Raw genomic sequence first — 19,762 nt, forward strand, 5'->3', positions numbered from 1 at the left:
GGTATTGATTGTTAGGATTTTATGATTTTTAAGTGAAACAAAATGAAACAGTAAAAATGACTTTTAAGTACTCTTTTGTTTCATTTTGTTGTTAAATGACATTACTTTCACCACCACGTCATCGTGAGCGCTAGCGTGACGATCTCTATACGACAAGAAGGTAAACAAGCGATCCGGAGATCGTCACGCTCGTACCTCGCTCACGATGACGGGGTGGAGGGTGCGACGGCCGTCTTGGTCCCTACTGACAAAACACTGTCACCACTTCGCTGAAAAATACCCGGTATCTTGCATAAAATCTTAAATTATGCAATACGATCCCATTCACAATCCTTCCTCCGAGCGTCCGCCCGAGATCGAGCTCCTCCGCAAATCTGTCCGCGGTCCCTTAACCAAAAAAGAAACCAAAAAACTTAACGAGTACTTTCGCGGCCCTGAAGACTATAAATATGCTTTCATAACCAAGACTGCCGGCGACTGGCTGCGAGTAGCTAACGACGGCCCTAAAGTCAGCAATATGTTATTTGGCGATTTCTGGTACCAGGGCGAGCTGGCCATTATGTTTGCCGATACTAACGTGGGTAAATCTATCCTGGCCGTACAAATTGGCGACAGCCTGAGCAGGAGCGAAGCTATTCCCGGTTTTAGCACAGCCCGCAAACCCGAAATGGTTTTATACTTTGATTTCGAGCTGAGCGCCGCGCAGTTCAGGCAGCGTTACAGTAACGATGATCTCGGCGACCATTATTTCAGCGACGATTTTCTCCGCCTGGTTTTTAACCCGGATGCCAATTCGCGCAAGTTTGATACTTATGCCGAGTACCTCAATAATTCCATCGAAAATGTGCTGGTGGCCAGCAAAGCACGGATCATGATCATCGATAACATTACCTGCCTGCGCAGCGGAACCGAGGCGGCGGCCACCGCCATAAGCCTGATGCGTAAGCTGCAAGCCATTAAACAACAATATGGTTTGTCTATTTTGGTATTGGCACATACGCCCAAGCGTAACCCCGCAAAACCGCTCAGCCGGAATGATTTGCAGGGTAGCAAAATGCTCATCAACTTTGCCGACAGTGCTTTTGCCATCGGCGAAAGCCAAACACAAAAAGACCTGCGCTATATCAAACAGATCAAGCAACGCAGCGGCAATCAAATTTACGGTGCCGACAATGTCTGCCTGTGCCGCCTGGTCAAGCCCCAAAACTTCCTGCATTTTGAATTTACCGGCCAGGCCAATGAAGCCGCGCACTTGCTGCACTACACCGATCAGCAACGCAAATTCACCGAAAACCGTATCCTCGAACTGCACAAACAAGGTATATCCGTCCGCGCTATCGAGTCGGAAACGGGGATTGCTTATAGTACAGTTTTTAGGTTGATCAGGAAATTGGAGCGGGTAGGGGCGGTGTAATTAAGTCAAATTCAATAATCAAACTGTCATTGCGAGCGAGAGCGTGGCAATCGCGAATATGCTCGGCAAAATATCACGCCCCACCACGTCATTGTGAGCGAGGTACGAGCGTGACAATCTCCGGATCGCTTGTTGAGGAGCTGGCGCAAGTATGAGGGGTTGGGTTTGTGTGAAAAGGCTACTCGTGACTCTCTCACCACGTCATCGTGAGCGAGGTACGAGCGTGACGATCTCTTCACCATCACGTCATTGCGCGGCCACTACGCAATCTTTACATATGCTAATCAATTGTGGCGATCTCCGGATCGCTCGGTTAGCATATCTCCAGCTGGCGCAAGTATGACGGGCCAGGCACGTGTGTATAGGTTTACTTGTGCCTTCTCCTCTCCACCACGTCATTGTGAGCGAGATACGAGCGTAACAATCTCCGGATCGCTTGGTTGGCTTATCGCTTGATGTCGCTCATTCGCCGCTAGGGCTATTACTTTGTCTTGATACAAAGTAATCAAAAATCAAGTCATACGGAATGCTTCTTTTGCCGTACAAGGCCTTTACCCCGCAAATCAGGTAAAACCTGGGGAGGGGGCCTGTTGCCGCCGGTTGTCGCGCATGGGCCAACGCTTCAGGCAACATTCCTAACACCCCTGCAGCCGCACAAGGCCATCATTGTTTTACCTGATTTCGCCCGAAGCTGTCCGTCTGACGGTCCCGCGCTTTTTTGTTCATCCATTGCCTTTACATCCAGTACCGTCATGCCGAACTTGTTTCGGCATCCCACGTGCTAAGTAGGCCGCCACACCTCCCCGCCGCGTCATTGCGAGGAACGAAGCAATCTCTACACATGCTAATTAATTTGGCTACTGATGAAGTTAGGCTATCGTTATACTTTGATCAATATGGGCTATAATGGGAATACTTTTGTTATGAGATTTTTCTCAACAACTAATATATCACAAGGTACAATCGGATTTAAAATTTTATAAATCATTTTGGCATTATCTAGTGACGCTATATGTAATGCATCTGCAATAGCCATATTAAAAACCGGTTTCCCCGTTTCATAGTAACCACAGTAGTAATAATAAATTCCTGTAGAACATTCTTGAATGATCCAGTATTTATAATCTTTCATTGATTGGCGAGATAATTCCAGTAATTGACTGTGTTCCAAATTTAAAAAGTTTTCAACTTGTTTTGGTACGTTTATGCAAGCAGAATGCCTGCGATATATCAGGACGAAGTTACGCTGTCGCTAAACTTCGACCGGTATGGGAAATTAATTTAATCTGATTGAGACGTCGGACCAAATGTGTAATGAATGTCAGTTAGAATTTGCTTGTTTTCTTCTATTAACGTTATTAATAGATCTTCACGCATTACTGCCGTGTTGGTTATGAATAACCGCTCACCTAAATCAGGATTCGACGCAGGTAGCCCTTGCTCATATGATTGTTTATCCGTGTCAGAAAGTTCAGTGCTGTGCTGAGTTACCTCCCAATTAACTTCACCTTCTGTTTTTGTTCTAATCCAAAGGTATCCATTTTTTAAATCTTTTAAAATGAGTGGCAGATTTGCTCTAAGTTTCTCGTAGTCCTTAGTAACTGCAAAAATTCCGGTACCAATCATGCCTAACGTCAAAGTCGTTACAATGCAACCAACATGTGTATTTACTTTCAATATCACGACGCGATTTGCCCCCATAACGTCAGTAATCCGTCGTTCCAATAGCTGCGCAATAAACATTGATACTTGTAGTTGAAGGCCTTCATCAGCATAGCGCTCACGTAAAAAGCTTCCTCCCGTGTAAATAGTAACAGATCCGATAGGGATTACTTCTACTTCCATAAATTTAGGTTTTTGCTAAAATAATATTTTAAATGATATGACACTAACTAGATTCATCGCCACCACTGCTCGAAGTTTTCAAATCGACCTAAAATATGGCAAGTTTTCAACTTGCTTTGCAGTGCTCATAGGCAAGCAGAATGCTTGCGACATATTAGGTCAAAGTTACGCTATCGCTAAACTTCGACTAGAATGGGCGATCCGGAGATCGCCACACTCGTACCTCGTTCGCGATGACGTGGTGAAGAGACTGCCACCGCTTGTGCACGCGTGTGTCAATATCAGATTGCACCCGCTACCGCAAGTGTTCCGCTTGCTGTTAACAACTAATAGATAAACGCGACCCCTAGATCGCCACACTCGTACCTCGTTCGCGATGACGTGGTGGTGAGCGTGTGTGTATGAATGCCCGCGTTAGCGATAGCAGCGGATACCGGCCTCGCGGCTAAGGCCTTGCGCAGTATGAGCGAATAGCGCGGCCCGCTTCTATCAGCGGGAACGCCCTTATCGATTCACTAACACACACCTGCAACCGCATCGCCCACCGCGTCCCTTCTCAAGAGGGCAACCCATCCTCACCGGTCGAAGTTTTCAACTTGCTTTGCAGTGCGCATGCAAGCAGAATGCTTGCGACATGTCGGCCATTTTAAAAATAATTTTATTTCCCCGCTACTTCTCTTTTTGAGCTTTACCAACTACAGCGTTACGTATACCATCGCCAAACAAGGCACCTATTAAAAGCAATATCAGCAGCACAGAACCGGCCATTGAAATTTTTTCGCCGGTGTAATAGGATGCAGGGTGAAATATAAATTCTACCTTATGCTGTCCCGGGGGGATGACGGCGGCTCTTAACAGGTAATCGGCTCTGAAATAGGGTTTCTCTGTGCCGTCAATAAATAACTTCCAGCCCTTATTATAATAGATTTCAGAGAAAATGGCCACTCGAGCGGTTTTGGCTGATGATTGATAAACCATATGATCCGGGTTATAATTAGTAAGCTTTATCACGGCAGTAGTATCGCCTCCCGGCGTTTCACTGCCCAAAAGGTTTTGATATTGCTTATCTATAATGGCCTCATGTTTCGGTGTAAAATGACTGAGTGCTTCCATCTCGGCATCGGCACCTGCTACGTACCTGATGTTTTTTACAAACCAGGCATTTCCACAGGCTTCGCTATTAGGATACAGTGTTTCGCCACGTTTGGTTGAATCAGGCGCAATGATGTATTTGGCATTCAGCATGTTCAATATGGCAGGATTGGTTTCTTTAGCAAACTGGTTGTCAATCAACTCATCATACCGCTTCATACGCGCGGCCGAATACCCGCCTAAAGATTTGTGGAAAAAGGGATTCTGTACGTCTTGTTTGATAGAAGCCGTAGCGTCAAACACCCTGAAATCGGGGTCGGTATCTTTGGCTATCTCTGTATCAACGGGCCTTGGCTGCAAGGCTACGTCTTGTTTATCGGTAAAGTCGGTATCCTTCAAATAACGCTTATCTACCTGCCAAAGATCAACCAGTGTCACTGCAAGTAGCGCCAGCGAAAGCGTGGTAAGGTTTACTTTTTGCTTGATAAATAGCCATACAATACCAAAGGTTACCAATACAAAAGCCAACGATCTGATCGCATCGGCACGTTCAAGATTGGTCCTGTCTTTTATCACAGCATTAGCTAAGGCGTTGGCCATTGCAGCATCGCCTCTCAATCCCTGGGTTAAATTAGCCACGCTGCTTTGTTGATCGCCTGGCCTGAAACTCAACAGCAATTCGGGCATAATAATCAATACCAAAACAATGCCACCAGTGATATACAGGGCCAGCAATAATTTTTTGGTTAGCACTTTTTTATCTTTTGTAATGATAATTTCCTGTATAGCCAGTAAGGCCATTATCGATACACAAAAGCCGGCTAAAGCCAAAATAAATTCGGGTGCGCGAAACTTATTATACAATGGAACATATTTTAAAAACAGATCAGGCAAGTACGGCCAGTTGCCGCCGAATGATAATAACATAGTTAGCACTACGGTAATGATTAACCACCATTTAAGCCGGTTTTTAACAATGATTAACCCCAGCACAAACAACAGGCAAATGCCTGCGCCAAAGTAATAGGGGCCGGCGGTACTTGGCCGTTTATCGCCCCAATAGAGCGATAGCCCTGCCATGTTTGGGTTGGTGGTTATTTGTTGTACTATATTTAATGCTTGTTCTGCAGATTGTCCTTTATCGGTAAGCACTTTAACCATTTCTGAGTCCTCATTAAATAGCTCAGGACCCGAGGCTCCGCCGGAGGCATTTGGTACTAAAAAAGTAAAGCATTCGGCCACGCCCTGGCTGTATTGATAGATATAATCTCTGGCCAAACCATTTTGCGGCTCTTTAACATTATTGGTTAGGTTGGATTTGCCGCGGTAGCTGTCTTTACCATATTCATAAGTGCTCCATAGGGTAGATGCATTTACCGTGAATGCCAATAATGAGGCTGCCGACAGATATCCAAGCGATTTAAACAGCGTGCCGGTGTTTTTATTTTTGATGGCATGATAAAGCTCAAAGCCTATTAAAATTAATATAGCAAACAACAAGTAATAAGTCATTTGCAGGTGGTTAACCTTAATTTCGAGCGCCAAAAACAGCGCCATTAATGACGAGCCTAATAAATACCGCCCTCTCAAGGTTAACAATATACTTGCAATGATAGGTGCAAAAAAAGCGATAGCAAAAGCCTGGCTGGCGTGCCCCGCTGCAAGTAAAATGATGTTGTTGGACGTAAAGGTGAAAGCAACGGCACCCGCTGCTGCCAGCCAGGGGCTGAGTTTTAAAACGTTAAACAAAAAGTAGGTGCCTAGTAAAAACACCAATATAATACCAACCGGACTGGGAATAGCGTAAGCCAGCACACTCACAATATGTGTAGTGATGTTGGCTTTGTAAGGTGCCCAAACCTGGTAGGCAGGCATGCCGCCAAAAATTTGGTTGGTCCATAAAATGGTGGTATCGCGGGCACGATAATCCATAATTTCTTTGGTGGTTGATTGCGCACCCAGTACATCGCCCTGGCCCAGCACTTTCCCCTGAAAAGCGGGCGCAAAATAGACGAAACATAATACGAAAAAAACGCCCGCAACAGCAAAATGTATCCCGTTACGCTTTAACCAATCTATCATAGGTGTTTGTAATTATATACTTCAAAGATAATATTATGAGGCACATAATAAATTATTCAGGGCTATAGTAAAAACCCCGCTTGTGGTTATTGAGGCTATTTATTATTAAAATATAAAGGCCGCCCCCCCTGGTCGAAGTTGAAAACTTCGACCTAAAATAGGGCAAGTTTTCAACTTGCTTTGCAGTGCTCATATGCAAGCAGAATGCTTGCGACATATTAGGTCGAAGTTACGCTATCGCTAAACTTCGACCAGAATGGGTCTCGCTTGCTCTTAACAACTAATATATAAACGCGGATCCGGAGATCGCCACACTCGTACCTCGTTCGCGACGACGTGGTGGGGAGGATGCCCCTGCGTTAGCGATAGCAGCGGATACCGGCCTGTGGCTAAGGCCTCGCGCAGTATGAGCGGATAGCGCGGCCCGAAGGGAACGCCCATGTTATCCTTATCGCTTTATTAACACACCCCTGCAGTCGCGCCACTCTTAAGGGGGGAACCAGTCTGCGCCACATGCAACCTTTAACTTATAACCTGCAACTCACAATCCGCCACTCCCTATCCAAATTATTACAAAACGAACGGCCGATTTTTGCCCCTCGTAGCTAATTAATTGTAACTTTATTATTCGAACAAACCCAACGTAAACTAACATATTCCAATACCATGGAAAAAAGAAGAGAATTTATCCGCAAGGTGGCTATTACCGGCGGCGGCCTTGCTTTGGCTGGTAAAACATTTGGCTTTACGGCTAAAAGTTACAATCGCATTATTGGCGCTAATGAGCGTATCCACGTAGCTATTGTGGGGCTTAACGGCCGCGGTGGCAGTATGTGTACTACGTTTGCCAAACAGGCTAACTGCCTGGTAAATACCGTGTGCGATGTGGATTCGCGTACGATCCCGAAAACTCAGAAAAAAGTAGCTGAAGCTGCAAACGGAAATACCCCGAAAGGCGAGGGCGACGTACGCAAGGTTTTGCAGGACAAAGATATTGACGCCATATACATAGCCGTGCCCGACCACTGGCATGCGCCAATGGCTATTATGGGCTGCCAGGCTGGTAAACACGTTTACGTAGAAAAACCGCTAAGTCATAACCCACATGAGGGCGAGTTGGCTATACAGGCGGCCCGTAAATATAACCGTATTGTACAAATGGGTGCGCAGCGCCGCTCGTCGCCACTGGCTATACAATGTGTGCAGGAGTTGCATGACGGGATTATCGGCAGGGTTGGGTTTGCCAAGGCCTGGTATACCAATAATCGGAAGCCATTATTCCTGAAACCTGCACCGGTACCAGATTGGCTGAACTATGAGTTGTGGCAGGGCCCGGCTCCGCGCCAGGCTTACCAGGATGGGCTGATTCATTATAACTGGCACTGGAAATGGATCTACGGTACCGGCGAGGCGTTGAACAACGGTACGCACGAGGTGGATTTGGCGCGTTGGGGCTTGGGTGTTGATTTGCCTGTCCGCGTGTCGTCTATGGGTGGCCGCTATCAATACCAGGATGCCTGGGAGACCCCGGATACACAGATTGTGACTATAGAATACCCTAACCGCGTGATGCTGATGTGGGAAAACCGCAGCTCGAACGGTAAGAAAATTGAGGGCCAGGAGCGTGGCGTCATTTTCTACGGCGACAAAGGCAGCATCAACAGCGATGGTGAAGAATACCAGGTATTTGACCTGGATGGCAAACTGATCAAAGAGGTTAAAAAGCAAGGCCCGGCAGAGGATGCCGGTATCCAGGGTCGTAACACAGCCAGCCCAAGTTTGGGTATGGATGCGCAGCACGTGGCTAACTTCCTGGAGAGTATCCGCGATAATAAAAAACCTAACTGCGATGTGGAGTTGGGTTACAAGAGTGTGGTGGCCATGCAGTTGGGTAATATTTCATGGCGCGTTGGTCGCGATTTGCATTTAGACCCAACAAATGCGCATATTTTGAATGACCCCGAAGCAGCAAAACTATGGAGCCGCACCTATGAGCCGGGATGGGCGCCAAAAGTTTAATTTTTTATAAATTAGTAGAAAACCAATAATTCAGTAGATGAGAAAATATACTGCTTTTGGCAGCGCCGTGTTAACGGCTGCTGCTTTATTATTAAATAGCGGCCTTGCCGATGCTAAGGTGCCGGGCAAGCCGTCGCCAAAGAAAATTACGCCTAAACATGCTATTGTTGAAACCAACCGCATGGCCTGGTGGAGCAAGGCCCGCTTCGGTATGTTTATTCACTGGGGCGTGTACAGTGTGCCCGCCGGTGTTTATGATGGCAAAAAATACCCGGGTTTGGGCGAATGGTTGATGCACGATGCTAAAATTCCGGTTGACACTTACCAGGCTTACGCCAAAGATTTTAATCCAACACAATACGACCCTGAAAAATGGGTGCTGATGGCTAAAGCTGCCGGCATTAAATACATTGTGATTACCACCAAGCACCATGACGGTTTCGCCATGTTCGACTCAAAAGCCAGTGACTGGAACATTGTACAAAGATCGCCATACCATAAAGACGTGATCAAGATGCTGGCCGACGCTTGCCGCAAATACGGCATGAAGCTGGGCTTCTACTACTCGCAAGCTAACGACTGGAACAATGCGGGCGGTGCCGCAGCCGGTGGTCATTGGGATAAAAAGCAGGACGGCAGCTTTGATACTTATTTAGATAAAGTAGCTATCCCGCAGATCAAAGAGATACTAAACAATTATGGCGACGTGGCCGAATTATGGTGGGACGTACCAACCGACATGACCAAAGAGCGCGCCGCTAAGATCACTCCGCTATTGGCTGCTCATCCGGAGATCATCACCAACAACCGCCTAGGCGGCGATGTGCAAGGCGATTTGGAAACGCCGGAGCAATACATTCCTGCAACCGGATTCCCGGGCCGCCATTGGGAAACTTGTATGACCATGAACGATACCTGGGGCTATAAAACCTACGACGATCATTGGAAATCAAGCCAAACGCTGATCCGTAATTTGGTAGATATTGCTTCGAAAGGGGGCAACTATTTGTTAAATATCGGCCCAAAATCAACGGGAGAAATTCCGCAGCCTATTGTTGATCGCTTAAAAGATATGGGCGATTGGATGAAAGTAAACAGCGAGGCCATTTATGGTACAACAGCTAGTCCGTTTAAAAAATTGGGTTGGGGCAGATGCACCACCAAAGAAATGGCTGATGGGAATACCACCCTCTACTTGCAGGTATTTAACTGGCCTACTGATGGACAATTGTTAGTGCCGGGATTGAAAAACGAAGCATTATCGGCTAAGTTATTGGCTAATGGTTCGGCTTTGAAATTTAAAAAAGTAGCCGATGGCCTTTCTGTTTCTGTTCCTTCAGCTGCGCTGGATGAAAATGCGACGGTTATTAAATTGGTGATCAAAGGGAAGCCCGATGTAGAAAATGTTATTCCTTCTGCTAACGCTGATGGCTCGTTTGTATTGAGCCCGGCGGATGCTGATACGAAAGGCGGTGTGCAGTCAGAACACGACATACCGAATTTAGGGTATTGGACCAGCGCTGAGGCAACCGCTTCATGGCAGATCAAAATAACTAAACCGGGTACTTACAATGTGGAAGCGCCTATAGGAGCTGTTGGCGATGGCAATAAGTTTACTATTAAAGTTGGCAATCAAATATTAGAAGCAACTGCTAAGGCTACCGGTAACGATGGTAAATATGTGGTAAACAAACTTGGCCAGATCAAAATTGACAAGGCTGGCTTAACCACCATTACCGTTACTCCGATTGCTGAAAACTGGGAACATATAAACATGCGCGCCATCACCTTTAAACCTGTTCAATAATAATGAAGAAAAATATATTCCTGATAGCATGCCTGTTATTCGCGGTAAGCTTTGCCAAAGCAGCCAAGGTTGACACGGTAGAAACCTACAGCGATGCCATGCATAAAAAGATCAAAGCCATCGTTATAACCCCTGCTGATTATGAGCAGGGTAAGCAATTTCCGGTGGTGTATTTGCTGCATGGCGCCGGTGGTAACTATAAGCAGTTTTACGACTTGAACCACGCCATTGCCGATTGGGCCGACCATTATCACCTGATGATTGTTTGTGCCGATGGTGGTGTTACCAGCTGGTATTGGGATAGCCCGGTCGATCCTAATTTTAAGTATGAAACTTATGTATCGAAAGAGCTGGTAGGCTATATCGACAAAAATTATAAGACCATTAAGAACAAAACCGGTCGCGCTATATCCGGCTTGAGTATGGGTGGCCAGGGTGCTTTTTATCTGGCGATACGGCACCAGGATATTTTCGGTGCGGTAGGCAGCATGAGCGGTGGGGTGGATATCCGCCCGTTCCCGAATAATTGGGATATGGCCAAACGCCTGGGTTCTTATGACCAAAACCCCGACATCTGGGAGAAAACTACGGTAACCAATTTGCTGTACCTCATCAAACCAAACTCATTAGCTATTACGTTTGATTGCGGTACTGATGATTTCTTTTATCGCGTAAACTGCATTCTGCACGATAAAATGGTAGAGCGTAACATTCCGCATGATTTTACTTCACGCCCGGGCGCGCATACTTCAGATTATTGGGCAAATTCGGTTTTGTATCATTTGATGTTCTTTAATAATTACTTTAAGAAGAACGCACCAAAGGCGTAAACTCGCCCACCACGTCATCGCGAACGAGGTACGAGTGTGGCGATCTCCGGATAAGCAGCAATCGTGCGTTCAGAGATCGCCACGCTACGCTCGCGATGACGTGGCAGGAGTGAAAAGCTTTAATCACGCTGTCCGAAGTTTGCAACTTCGGACGACTATGACTGTAGTTTTGTAACTACAATCTGCCCGATAGTCACAGACTATCCGCATATTGATCTGATTTGCAAACGTCGGACAGCCATTTTTAATAGAACATAACAACAACAAATACATGTCTTACCAACCATCACCCCAACGTTACCAGTCAATGCCTTATAAACGCAGCGGCAAAAGCGGCTTGAAGCTGCCTGCTGTGTCATTGGGCCTTTGGCAAAACTTTGGCTATTATGATCAGCTTGAAAATTGCCGTAATATCCTGAAAACGGCTTTCGATCACGGCGTTACGCATTTTGATTTAGCTAATAACTATGGGCCGCCTCCGGGTAGCGCAGAAGAACAGTTTGGCCAGATTCTGCATTCTGATTTCCGCGATCATCGCGACGAACTCATCATCTCATCAAAAGCCGGTTACACCATGTGGGACGGCCCTTATGGCGACTGGGGTACCAAAAAATACCTGGTATCAAGCCTGGACCAAAGCCTGAAACGCATGAAACTGGATTATGTAGATATTTTCTATCATCATCGTCCCGACCCGGAAACGCCGCTGGAAGAAACTATGGCTGCGTTGGATCTGATCGTTCGCCAAGGCAAAGCTTTATATGTGGGTATATCCAACTACAAAGCTCCCGAAGCTAAGAAAGCCATCACCCTGTTAAAAGAAATGGGTACGCCTATCATTATCCATCAGCCTAAATATTCTATGTTTGAGCGTTGGGTTGAGGATGGCCTGCTTGATGTACTGGAAGAAGAGGGCATAGGCTGTATCCCTTTCTCGCCCCTCGCACAAGGCCTGCTCACTGACAGGTACCTGAATGGTATCCCCAAAGATTCGCGTGCCCTTAAAGTTGGCGACTCGCTAACTGAAAATAGTATCACCCCGGATAAAATTGAAAAAGTTAAAAAGCTAAACGAAGTTGCCAAACAGCGCGGCCAGAAACTGGCGCACATGGCGCTGTCATGGATCTTGAAGGATGATCGTATTACCTCGGTGCTCATCGGTGCCAGCAAACCCGAACAACTGCTCGACTCTTTAAAATGCCTGGACAATACCAAGTTCACAGCAGAGGAGTTGAAGCTGATTGACGAGATCCTGAAATAAAGTCTATGCTATAAAAAATAAAGGCTCCAAGTCAAAATGATTTGGGGCCTTTTTAATGCCCATAATCGACACTTAAAATAGCCGTTATTCAATTTCGGTTTCAGCAGGCCTACTGCTATATTCAAGAATATCACCCGGCTGGCAATCAAGCGCATGGCATATCGCTTCTAAGGTGCTGAACCGGATTCCTTTAGCTTTGCCTTGTTTAAGTATTGACAGGTTTGATAACGTAAGGCCAACTTTTTCTGATAAAGTATTGAGCGACATTTTGCGCCTGGCCATCATTACATCCATATTTATAATAATACCCATCGTTATATAACCAGTTCCTTATCTTCTTCCAATGCCAATCCTGTTCTGAAAATACCTTCAACAGCAAGCAGCACAATTCCCATCAAAAAACAGTTAATATTAAAATTGTAGGTAAGGTCAAGGTGATCAAAAATGAAGATCTGCAATAGAATTTTATTTACTGCGATAACAAAAAGCCACTGTATAACTGAATAGCTTATTAATACAAAAGCGATATACCTTACCCGGTACATATTTGATTTGTGAAAAGGCTGGTTTTGTTTAAAGCTTCCAAAGATCTTTTTTAGCTGATAAGTTATCATTACTACAACGGCAAACAACAAACCATATCCTGTTAACAATATCATTATGTTTTGCCAACTCGCTCCGATATGTATGCTTAATATACCATCGGTTGTATTGAGGATGCTGAAATCGCCATTGCGTTTAGCAGAATAAATTTGTAGCATGGAGGTTGACGAATACGAAATGGGTACCTGCAACGCAAATGCTTTGCGGATGTGTGCTGCTGTAAATAACATAACCACAAATACGCTCCCGGCCGCCAGTTCGGCCCAAAAAAGTAAGGTTGCTACAATTGCCAGGAATGCTGATAAAGATTTGTTGCCTAATATTTTCATCTTGATTTGATTTAGTCTTCAATTATAATAAATATTTATTGATAATCAATAAATATTTATTATTTTAAATTTACCCTAACAAAAAAAAGCCCCGGATTTGGGGGCCTTTTAGGTTTATATTGTGGTTTAGTAAAGGTGCTTTAAAAGCCGTAATTAAATGAAATAACAGCGGACGTTTGTTTTCATGTAGTGTAAGGTCAAGGTTAGGTGTTTTTGCTGTCCGGCTGTTATTTCATTATAGTACGGTATATCGGTAAACTTTCCGGGCCAAATGGCCGTTGGCGTCTATGCCTTCAATGGTTACGCGGTAAGTACCGGTTTGGTCGCTGTTAAAATAGCTTATGCTGGCTTTACCAGCAGTATGTGTCAATACAGCAGGGTTCCAGTAAACTGTGCTGCGCAGGTCTGACGGTGCCGGCCCTGTTTCTGGTTCCTCATACATAGGCGTATAAAATTGTTGAACCACATTATAACCTTTTGGCGCGTAGTAAACAGTTGCCGGGTTTGGTCCGCCATACCGGTAATTACCGTTTTTGGTATAAATGGCCAGTACCGGCGGTGGTTTCTGAAATTGTACGCCGGATGCGCTTAACAACTTTGCCTGTATAGCCGGGCTTTCATGTACAGCGTAAATCTTACTGATGTTTCTTACACTGTCTGTCAGTAAAGTCTGGTAATCGCAAGGGTTGTTCACCACCATTCGGTCTATAATCACCACCATATGGTCCCGCTGTACTGTGGGTATCCAAACCGGGCCGCATATATCATTCATTTCCTGCACGAACCTTATCCGGCTTTTATACAGTTCCTCCAAACATTCTCTTAAAGAGCCGCATGGCGCACGGCTGTCCGGGCGATAAACTTCATCTGCCTGGCTTTCAGAAATAGCTGCGGTGCCAAATCGGGCCTTAGCTGCTTTGATTCTAACCTCTCTTAACTGCTGCATACGGCTAAGCATACCATATTTAACCAGTTCCTCGTCTTGTTTAAGCTCGTTATCAACCGCGGCTTTGATTTGCTGCGGGATGTCCGGGTTTACATCGCCCAGGTTTGGGTTGTTGCCGGGGCCAACCTTAGCATATTGATCAACATGAGTAACCACGCTGGTATGGCTGCCCTTTGGCGGCGAACCCTGGATGGTAAACTCATTGCCATCTGTAAAGAAGATCTTTTTGAACTTAAACCGCCCATCCTTGTCGGTAACGGTATCTTTAAAAAAGCCGGATTTGTTGCTTACGATAGCCACTCTACCAAAGGGGATAGGTTTATGATTAGCAGTGGTAAGCGTACCACTTATCTCAGTGCCCAGCGGTTCGGCTTTGTAATAAGGTGCTACGGTGCTGCCCGATAATATATTTTTCCATAAGAAACGGCGATAGCCCTGGGTAAGCATTAATATATCCAGGTTGGCGCGGGTTTCTTCGTTTTGATTAGTGAAGTAATAATTGGGTTTTTCGATATACCCTTTGATATCTGAGCTTAACAGCAATTGCGAAAGTATTGAGTTTTCGTTTGCTTCGTCGGACGGTACAGCCGTTTCACTCACTACCGAAACCGAGAAATTACCACCTACCGGTTTGCCGGTTTGGTCCTTCGCATCAATATTTAACTGCACCTTTTGCCGGCGGGTATAGGCCTGTTTATCGCTGCTGATGCTGATGTTATTATTGTCTTTATTTTGGATGAAGATAAGGCGCTCGTTTAATGGCTGCGCATCGGCGCTGAACAAGGTAAACTGCATAATGCCCGATGGTATATCGCTGATGGGCAGGTACAATAAAGCACCGCTTTTACTTATCGGCACCGGACTCGAAAAATAGACCTTGCCGTTTGATTGACCCACCAGACTAAGGCTGCCACCACTTAATCCTTTCGGCGCGCTGATTTTTACCAATACCGAGTCGTTTTTTGAGGTTTGATAAACCGAGAGGGCATATGCATCATTTGCAGCATCCGGTAATTTAACCGTATTTGAGGTACCGTCGGGGTAGGTGATTTTAGCGCTATAGCTTTTGCCGGCTTCGGGAGTCAATAAAAAATAGCCCATGCCCAGGTGACTGGTGGTGATTTTGGCAACCTCGGTATTGCTATTATCTATAACACTGCCGGTGATGTTGGCACCAAGACCATTTGGGGCAACCGCTTTAAACGCCACGCGGCTTTTTACGCCGTTAACCAGGTTGCCGCCTTCGGGGAAAAACTGCACATCGGTTTGCAGCGACGCGGTTTTAATAGGGAAGGTTTTGGCCACCGTTTCTTCTGCCGATAAGTTAATTTTGGTAGATAAGTAGGTTTGGCTCAGCTCTCCGGCTTTTTTGTTAGGTAGTTCGATGCTTAACTCGCCCGCTGCATTGGTATTACCGCCGCCCGAGGAGATCACATCCCAACTTTTATGTAAGAGGTAGCTTACGTGTTTATTACCATAAGGTTGACCTTTTTGGTCGGTATATTTCAGGATAGCTTTTACCCGGGTTTTATCGCCACTGGTAGTGTATACATAATCAATTTTGGCAAAGACATTATTAATTAAAGAGTTGCCGATGGTGAAAGTACGATCATAAAAATATTCAGGACCGGCATTGCGCATCCATTGCGTATAGGCCCTGATATGGTAATTGCCATCATGTATCAAATCATCACTTAAAATAAAATCGCCCACGGCCATACCGGTGGTAATGGGTATTTTAAGCGAAGCAGCTACCGAGTCGCCCTCATTGATCAGATCGACATATAAGGCGCCGCTTATAGCCGAAAGCTGATGTTTGGCCCCGGTAGTTACATAGGCCTTGAACCAAATGGTATCGCCAACTAAATAGTAAGGCTTATCGGTTTGCAGATAAACTTTTTCCTGCGGATTAGCATTCGACCATTTTTGCAGTGCGCTCACTATTTTATCTACCGGGTCATCAGCCTTATTGATAAAGGCCAGCGTGCCTGCAAGCAATGAAACCAGCAGTAGCTTGATAGGTAAAGTAAATCTATTTTTCATTTCGTAGCAATAGGGGTAAAGCCGGGTATTTTAATTGTCCATAGTAAAAAAGGCGTGCAGGATGCCTTATAAATGGTTGATAACATGCGAAATAGGATCTAGGTTGAAAGCCCAATCTAATGTAGATAACTTATTACTTAGTTTTAATAACTATTATTTAAAAATGACTTATAAGTCATTTTTAAACGTTTAAATGGAATTAAAAATAATATTAAATAAGCTTGTTGATAGAAAATAATAGTTATTTGAAATTTCGTCCTTTATGAAAAGGCTCATTTTGCCAGTGTTTTCGCTTGATATCAACAGGAGCAGGCGAGGTAGTTTCGTCGCTGCGCGATAGAGTGATGACAGGTACGTTTTCGTCATTAAGTGTCGTCATCTTACTTAAAAGCTTGTTCAGATTAAAGCAGCGTTTTACGATAACATGGATTACTTTACCTTCAATTTGTACCTTGCCTTCCACCATTAACAGGCGCGATTGCACAATTTCCTTACGAAAAGTGTCGAAGGCTTTTTCCCAAACTACCAGGTTAGAGAAACCGGTTTCGTCTTCAATAGTAATAAATACAATGCCCTTTGCTGTACCCGGGCGTTGGCGCACGGTGATGAGCCCGGCTAATTTTACCACATCGCCATCTTTTAAATTAGGGAGCTGGCCGTTAGGCGTCACACGCAACGCGTCCAACTCGGGGCGCACAAAACTAACCGGGTGCGCTTTTAATGACAGGCCGGTTGCGGCATAGTCTTGCACCACATGCTCGGCCTGCGACATAAACGGCAGACTGATCTGCCCCTCACTTGCGCTTTCCGAAGCCTGCCCTTTAAACAGCCCAATAGGTTTATCATTCAACGCCGGCACTTCCCACAGAGCCTCGCGCCGATCGAGATTCATAGACCGGAAAGCATCGGCATCGGTTAGTTTTTCGATGGCAGCTTGCGGCACACCTGCATTGCTAAGCTGATGGATATCGGTATAACCTGCTCCGCGCGCGGCAATCAACAATTCCATATCATCCTGATTCAAACCCTTTACCTGCCTGAAACCGAGGCGCAGGGTGCAATATTTGCCGTCTTTTTCCTCCAAAGTATTATCCCACACAGAATAATTAACATCTACCGGGCGCATTACAACGCCATGTTTTTCGGCATCGATGACAATTTGAGCGGGCTGATAAAAGCCCATCGGCTGGCTATTTAATAACGATGCAGCAAAAACATCAGGATAAAAACATTTGAGCCATGAAGAGATATAAACCAAATGCGCAAAACTGGCCGCATGGCTTTCGGGGAATCCGTAGCTACCAAAGCCTTCCAATTGTTTAAAGATACGTTGGGCATAGTCCAGTTCATAGCCACGGGCTACCATTTTACCCACTAATTTGTCTCTGAACTTTTTTACCTCGCCTATTTTGGCTTTAAAAGTTGCCATGCTGCGGCGCAGTTGGTCGGCCTCGGCGGCTGTAAATTCGGCTGCAACCATGGAAATCTCCATGGCCTGCTCCTGGAATAAAGGCACCCCCTTGGTTCTGCTTAAAACCGGCCTTAATTCTTCGTTAGGATATTCTTCAAGTTCAATGTTGTCGCGCCTGCGCAAATAAGGATGCACCATATCGCCCTGGATAGGGCCTGGGCGCACAATGGCCACTTCAATCACCAGGTCATAAAACTCACGCGGTTTTAGCCGCGGTAGCATAGACATCTGCGCGCGGCTTTCGATCTGAAAAACCCCCAGCGTATCAGCATCGCAGATCATATCATAAACCTCTGGAATATCCTGCGGGACGTTATCGAGTGTAAAAGTCTGGCCATAATGCAATTTAATGAGATCAAAGGCCTTGCGGATACAGGTGAGCATACCCAGCGCCAAAACATCTACTTTTAAAATGCCGAGGGCTTCCAAATCGTCCTTGTCCCATTCTAATTGGGTGCGGTTCTCCATACGGGCGTTCATCACCGGGCAAATGTCTGATAGCTTGCATTGGGTAATCACAAAGCCACCGCTATGCTGCCCCAATTGCCGTGGAAAGCCCATCATTTGCTCAGTAAGCTGCAGTACTTTATACAGATGCGGGTCATCAGGATTTAACCCCTGACCTAAAATCCGTTCACGATCAAAACCCTCCTCGGAAAAACTCCAAATGGTACCGCCCAGACGTTTGATGGTATCTTCAGATAATCCCATGGCTTTACCCACATCGCGGATAGCACCTTTGTGGCGTTCCTGCGTTACGGTAGCTACTATGGCGGCATGGTCTCGCCCATAAGTTTCATAGATCCATTGCATGATCTCTTCTCTGCGCTCGTGCTCAAAATCTACATCCACATCGGGCCATTCATCGCGCGCGTCTGACATAAAACGAGAAAAAAGCAGGTTTGATTTTTCCGGATTCACGGGCGTTATGCCCAAACAATAACAAACCGCACAATTAGCCGCCGAGCCACGTCCCTGGTGCAAAATGCCCAGTTCTGTAGCTTTATTAACGTATTCATAGATCCGCAGAAAATAGGGAGCTAGTTTACGTTTCTTGAAAAAAGCCAGCTCTTCATGAAGCTGCTTGCGCAGCTTATCAGAGATCCCGTGAGGAAAAAATTTTTCTATCCCGGCCCAGGTATGGCCAGCCAAATGTTCGTCAGCAGTGCGGCCGTCCGGGCTTTTCCATTCGGGTTCGAGGTATTTCAGGGTATCTAAAGAAAAAGTACAGGCTTCGGCAATGTCTATGGTTCGATCAATAGCCTCAGGATACTGAATGAATAAGCGCGCCAACTCATCAAGCGGTTTTAAATAACGTTCGGCATTGGCATGTAGCTTAAAGCCTGCTGTGGTAATGGTGCATTTTTCGCGTACGCAGGTTTGTATGTCCTGCAATTCGCGCCGCTTGGCCGAGTGGTAATGCACATCGTTAGTAGCCACCATCGGCACACCTAATTTAGAGAGGCGGTAAAAACGTTTATCGTCACTACCTAAATAAGAGCGGGTGGCGCTTACGTATAATTGATTGCCAAACTGAGCCTGATACTCGCGCAAACAATCCTTAAAATTATCATCAAAATCAAAACGGGCATTCAATTGATTGGGCGCTATCGCGATAAATATAATGCCCTCTTTATGGTCATAAACATCCTGCTTATAAAGTTCGCATTTACCTTTCTCTGTACGTAGATTTCCTTTAGTAAGCAAGGCGCACATGCGCCCCCAGGCTTCTATATTGATGGGATAGGCCAGCAGCCCGGTGCCATCCATCAACTCCAACCGGCAACCAGGAATGATGTTGAATGCTTTTAGTTTTTTAATGGTGGCCTTGTCGGTTTCCTCGGCTATCATTTTTTTTAAGCCGATATGCGCGCGGACCACACCAGCCACACTATTTTGATCTGTAATGGCAATTTTGGTATAACCCAATTCAAAGGCACGCTCCACCAGTTCATGTGGGTGCGAGCCGCCCAGCATAAAGGTAAAATTGGTGGTAACCTGTAATTCTGCGTATCTCATA

12 protein-coding genes are annotated in these 19,762 nt (G+C 45.6%); 5 read left to right on the forward strand and 7 right to left on the reverse strand.

Going from position 1 to position 19,762, the window contains the following annotated elements; genetic code table 11:
* Positions 1–307 precede the first annotated feature (307 nt).
* A complete protein-coding gene (locus HB679_RS12810) occupies positions 308–1,414 on the forward strand; it encodes an AAA family ATPase (protein ID WP_214072375.1) in 1,107 nt (368 codons plus the stop codon).
* A 901-nt stretch (positions 1,415–2,315) separates the two neighbouring features.
* Here the strand turns inward: HB679_RS12810 and HB679_RS12815 are convergent.
* The 3 genes from HB679_RS12815 to HB679_RS12825 form a co-directional block, all read right to left on the reverse strand.
* On the reverse strand, positions 2,316–2,546 hold the full coding sequence (locus tag HB679_RS12815; RefSeq protein ID WP_214072376.1) for a hypothetical protein: 231 nt from the start codon (positions 2,544–2,546) through the stop codon (positions 2,316–2,318).
* A gap of 149 nt (positions 2,547–2,695) precedes the next feature.
* A complete protein-coding gene (locus HB679_RS12820) occupies positions 2,696–3,259 on the reverse strand; it encodes a hypothetical protein (RefSeq protein WP_214072377.1) in 564 nt (187 codons plus the stop codon).
* A gap of 669 nt (positions 3,260–3,928) precedes the next feature.
* Positions 3,929–6,433 carry a YfhO family protein gene (locus HB679_RS12825; protein WP_214072378.1) on the reverse strand — a complete coding sequence of 835 codons (2,505 nt, stop codon included), beginning with the start codon at positions 6,431–6,433 and terminating at the stop codon, positions 3,929–3,931.
* A gap of 666 nt (positions 6,434–7,099) precedes the next feature.
* Here HB679_RS12825 and HB679_RS12830 point away from each other — a divergent pair.
* From HB679_RS12830 to mgrA, 4 genes are all read left to right on the forward strand, one after another.
* Positions 7,100–8,452 carry a Gfo/Idh/MocA family oxidoreductase gene (locus tag HB679_RS12830; protein WP_214072379.1) on the forward strand — a complete coding sequence of 451 codons (1,353 nt, stop codon included), beginning with the start codon at positions 7,100–7,102 and terminating at the stop codon, positions 8,450–8,452.
* 37 nt (positions 8,453–8,489) lie between these two features.
* Complete coding sequence (locus HB679_RS12835; protein ID WP_214072380.1) at positions 8,490–10,259, forward strand: alpha-L-fucosidase; 1,770 nt, start codon at positions 8,490–8,492, stop codon at positions 10,257–10,259.
* A 2-nt stretch (positions 10,260–10,261) separates the two neighbouring features.
* The gene (locus tag HB679_RS12840; protein WP_214072381.1) at positions 10,262–11,089 is read left to right on the forward strand and encodes an alpha/beta hydrolase family protein; all 828 of its coding nucleotides are present in this window, start codon (positions 10,262–10,264) and stop codon (positions 11,087–11,089) included.
* 271 nt (positions 11,090–11,360) lie between these two features.
* Positions 11,361–12,350, forward strand: coding sequence for an L-glyceraldehyde 3-phosphate reductase (gene mgrA, locus HB679_RS12845; protein WP_214072382.1), 990 nt, complete (start codon positions 11,361–11,363; stop codon positions 12,348–12,350).
* Positions 12,351–12,434: 84 nt separating this feature from the next.
* Here the strand turns inward: mgrA and HB679_RS12850 are convergent, their stop codons facing one another.
* The 4 genes from HB679_RS12850 to HB679_RS12865 all read right to left on the reverse strand — a co-directional run bounded on the left by HB679_RS12850 (position 12,435) and on the right by HB679_RS12865 (position 19,761).
* Positions 12,435–12,662, reverse strand: a complete 228-nt coding sequence (locus HB679_RS12850; protein ID WP_214072383.1) for a helix-turn-helix transcriptional regulator — start codon at positions 12,660–12,662, stop codon at positions 12,435–12,437.
* A gap of 2 nt (positions 12,663–12,664) precedes the next feature.
* On the reverse strand, positions 12,665–13,282 hold the full coding sequence (locus HB679_RS12855; protein WP_214072384.1) for a DUF2975 domain-containing protein: 618 nt from the start codon (positions 13,280–13,282) through the stop codon (positions 12,665–12,667).
* 235 nt (positions 13,283–13,517) lie between these two features.
* Positions 13,518–16,271, reverse strand: coding sequence for a carboxypeptidase-like regulatory domain-containing protein (locus HB679_RS12860; RefSeq protein WP_214072385.1), 2,754 nt, complete (start codon positions 16,269–16,271; stop codon positions 13,518–13,520).
* Positions 16,272–16,512: 241 nt separating this feature from the next.
* Positions 16,513–19,761 (reverse strand): error-prone DNA polymerase, encoded by a 3,249-nt coding sequence (locus HB679_RS12865; RefSeq protein ID WP_214072386.1) that lies wholly within the window; start codon positions 19,759–19,761, stop codon positions 16,513–16,515.
* Position 19,762: the final 1 nt, after the last annotated feature.

Source organism: Mucilaginibacter sp. dw_454 (assembly GCF_018449775.1).
GTDB lineage: Bacteria > Bacteroidota > Bacteroidia > Sphingobacteriales > Sphingobacteriaceae > Mucilaginibacter.

Bases quoted from the DNA above. Each gene is read 5' to 3' on its own strand.
- HB679_RS12835 (WP_214072380.1), top strand. From the start codon at position 8,490: ATGAGAAAATATACTGCTTTTGGCAGCGCCGTGTTAACGGCTGCTGCT.
- HB679_RS12865 (WP_214072386.1), bottom strand. From the start codon at position 19,761: ATGAGATACGCAGAATTACAGGTTACCACCAATTTTACCTTTATGCTG.
- HB679_RS12820 (WP_214072377.1), bottom strand. From the start codon at position 3,259: ATGGAAGTAGAAGTAATCCCTATCGGATCTGTTACTATTTACACGGGA.
- HB679_RS12840 (WP_214072381.1), top strand. From the start codon at position 10,262: ATGAAGAAAAATATATTCCTGATAGCATGCCTGTTATTCGCGGTAAGC.
- HB679_RS12815 (WP_214072376.1), bottom strand. From the start codon at position 2,546: ATGAAAGATTATAAATACTGGATCATTCAAGAATGTTCTACAGGAATT.
- HB679_RS12825 (WP_214072378.1), bottom strand. From the start codon at position 6,433: ATGATAGATTGGTTAAAGCGTAACGGGATACATTTTGCTGTTGCGGGC.
- HB679_RS12810 (WP_214072375.1), top strand. From the start codon at position 308: ATGCAATACGATCCCATTCACAATCCTTCCTCCGAGCGTCCGCCCGAG.
- mgrA (WP_214072382.1), top strand. From the start codon at position 11,361: ATGTCTTACCAACCATCACCCCAACGTTACCAGTCAATGCCTTATAAA.
- HB679_RS12860 (WP_214072385.1), bottom strand. From the start codon at position 16,271: ATGAAAAATAGATTTACTTTACCTATCAAGCTACTGCTGGTTTCATTG.
- HB679_RS12830 (WP_214072379.1), top strand. From the start codon at position 7,100: ATGGAAAAAAGAAGAGAATTTATCCGCAAGGTGGCTATTACCGGCGGC.
- HB679_RS12855 (WP_214072384.1), bottom strand. From the start codon at position 13,282: ATGAAAATATTAGGCAACAAATCTTTATCAGCATTCCTGGCAATTGTA.
- HB679_RS12850 (WP_214072383.1), bottom strand. From the start codon at position 12,662: ATGGGTATTATTATAAATATGGATGTAATGATGGCCAGGCGCAAAATG.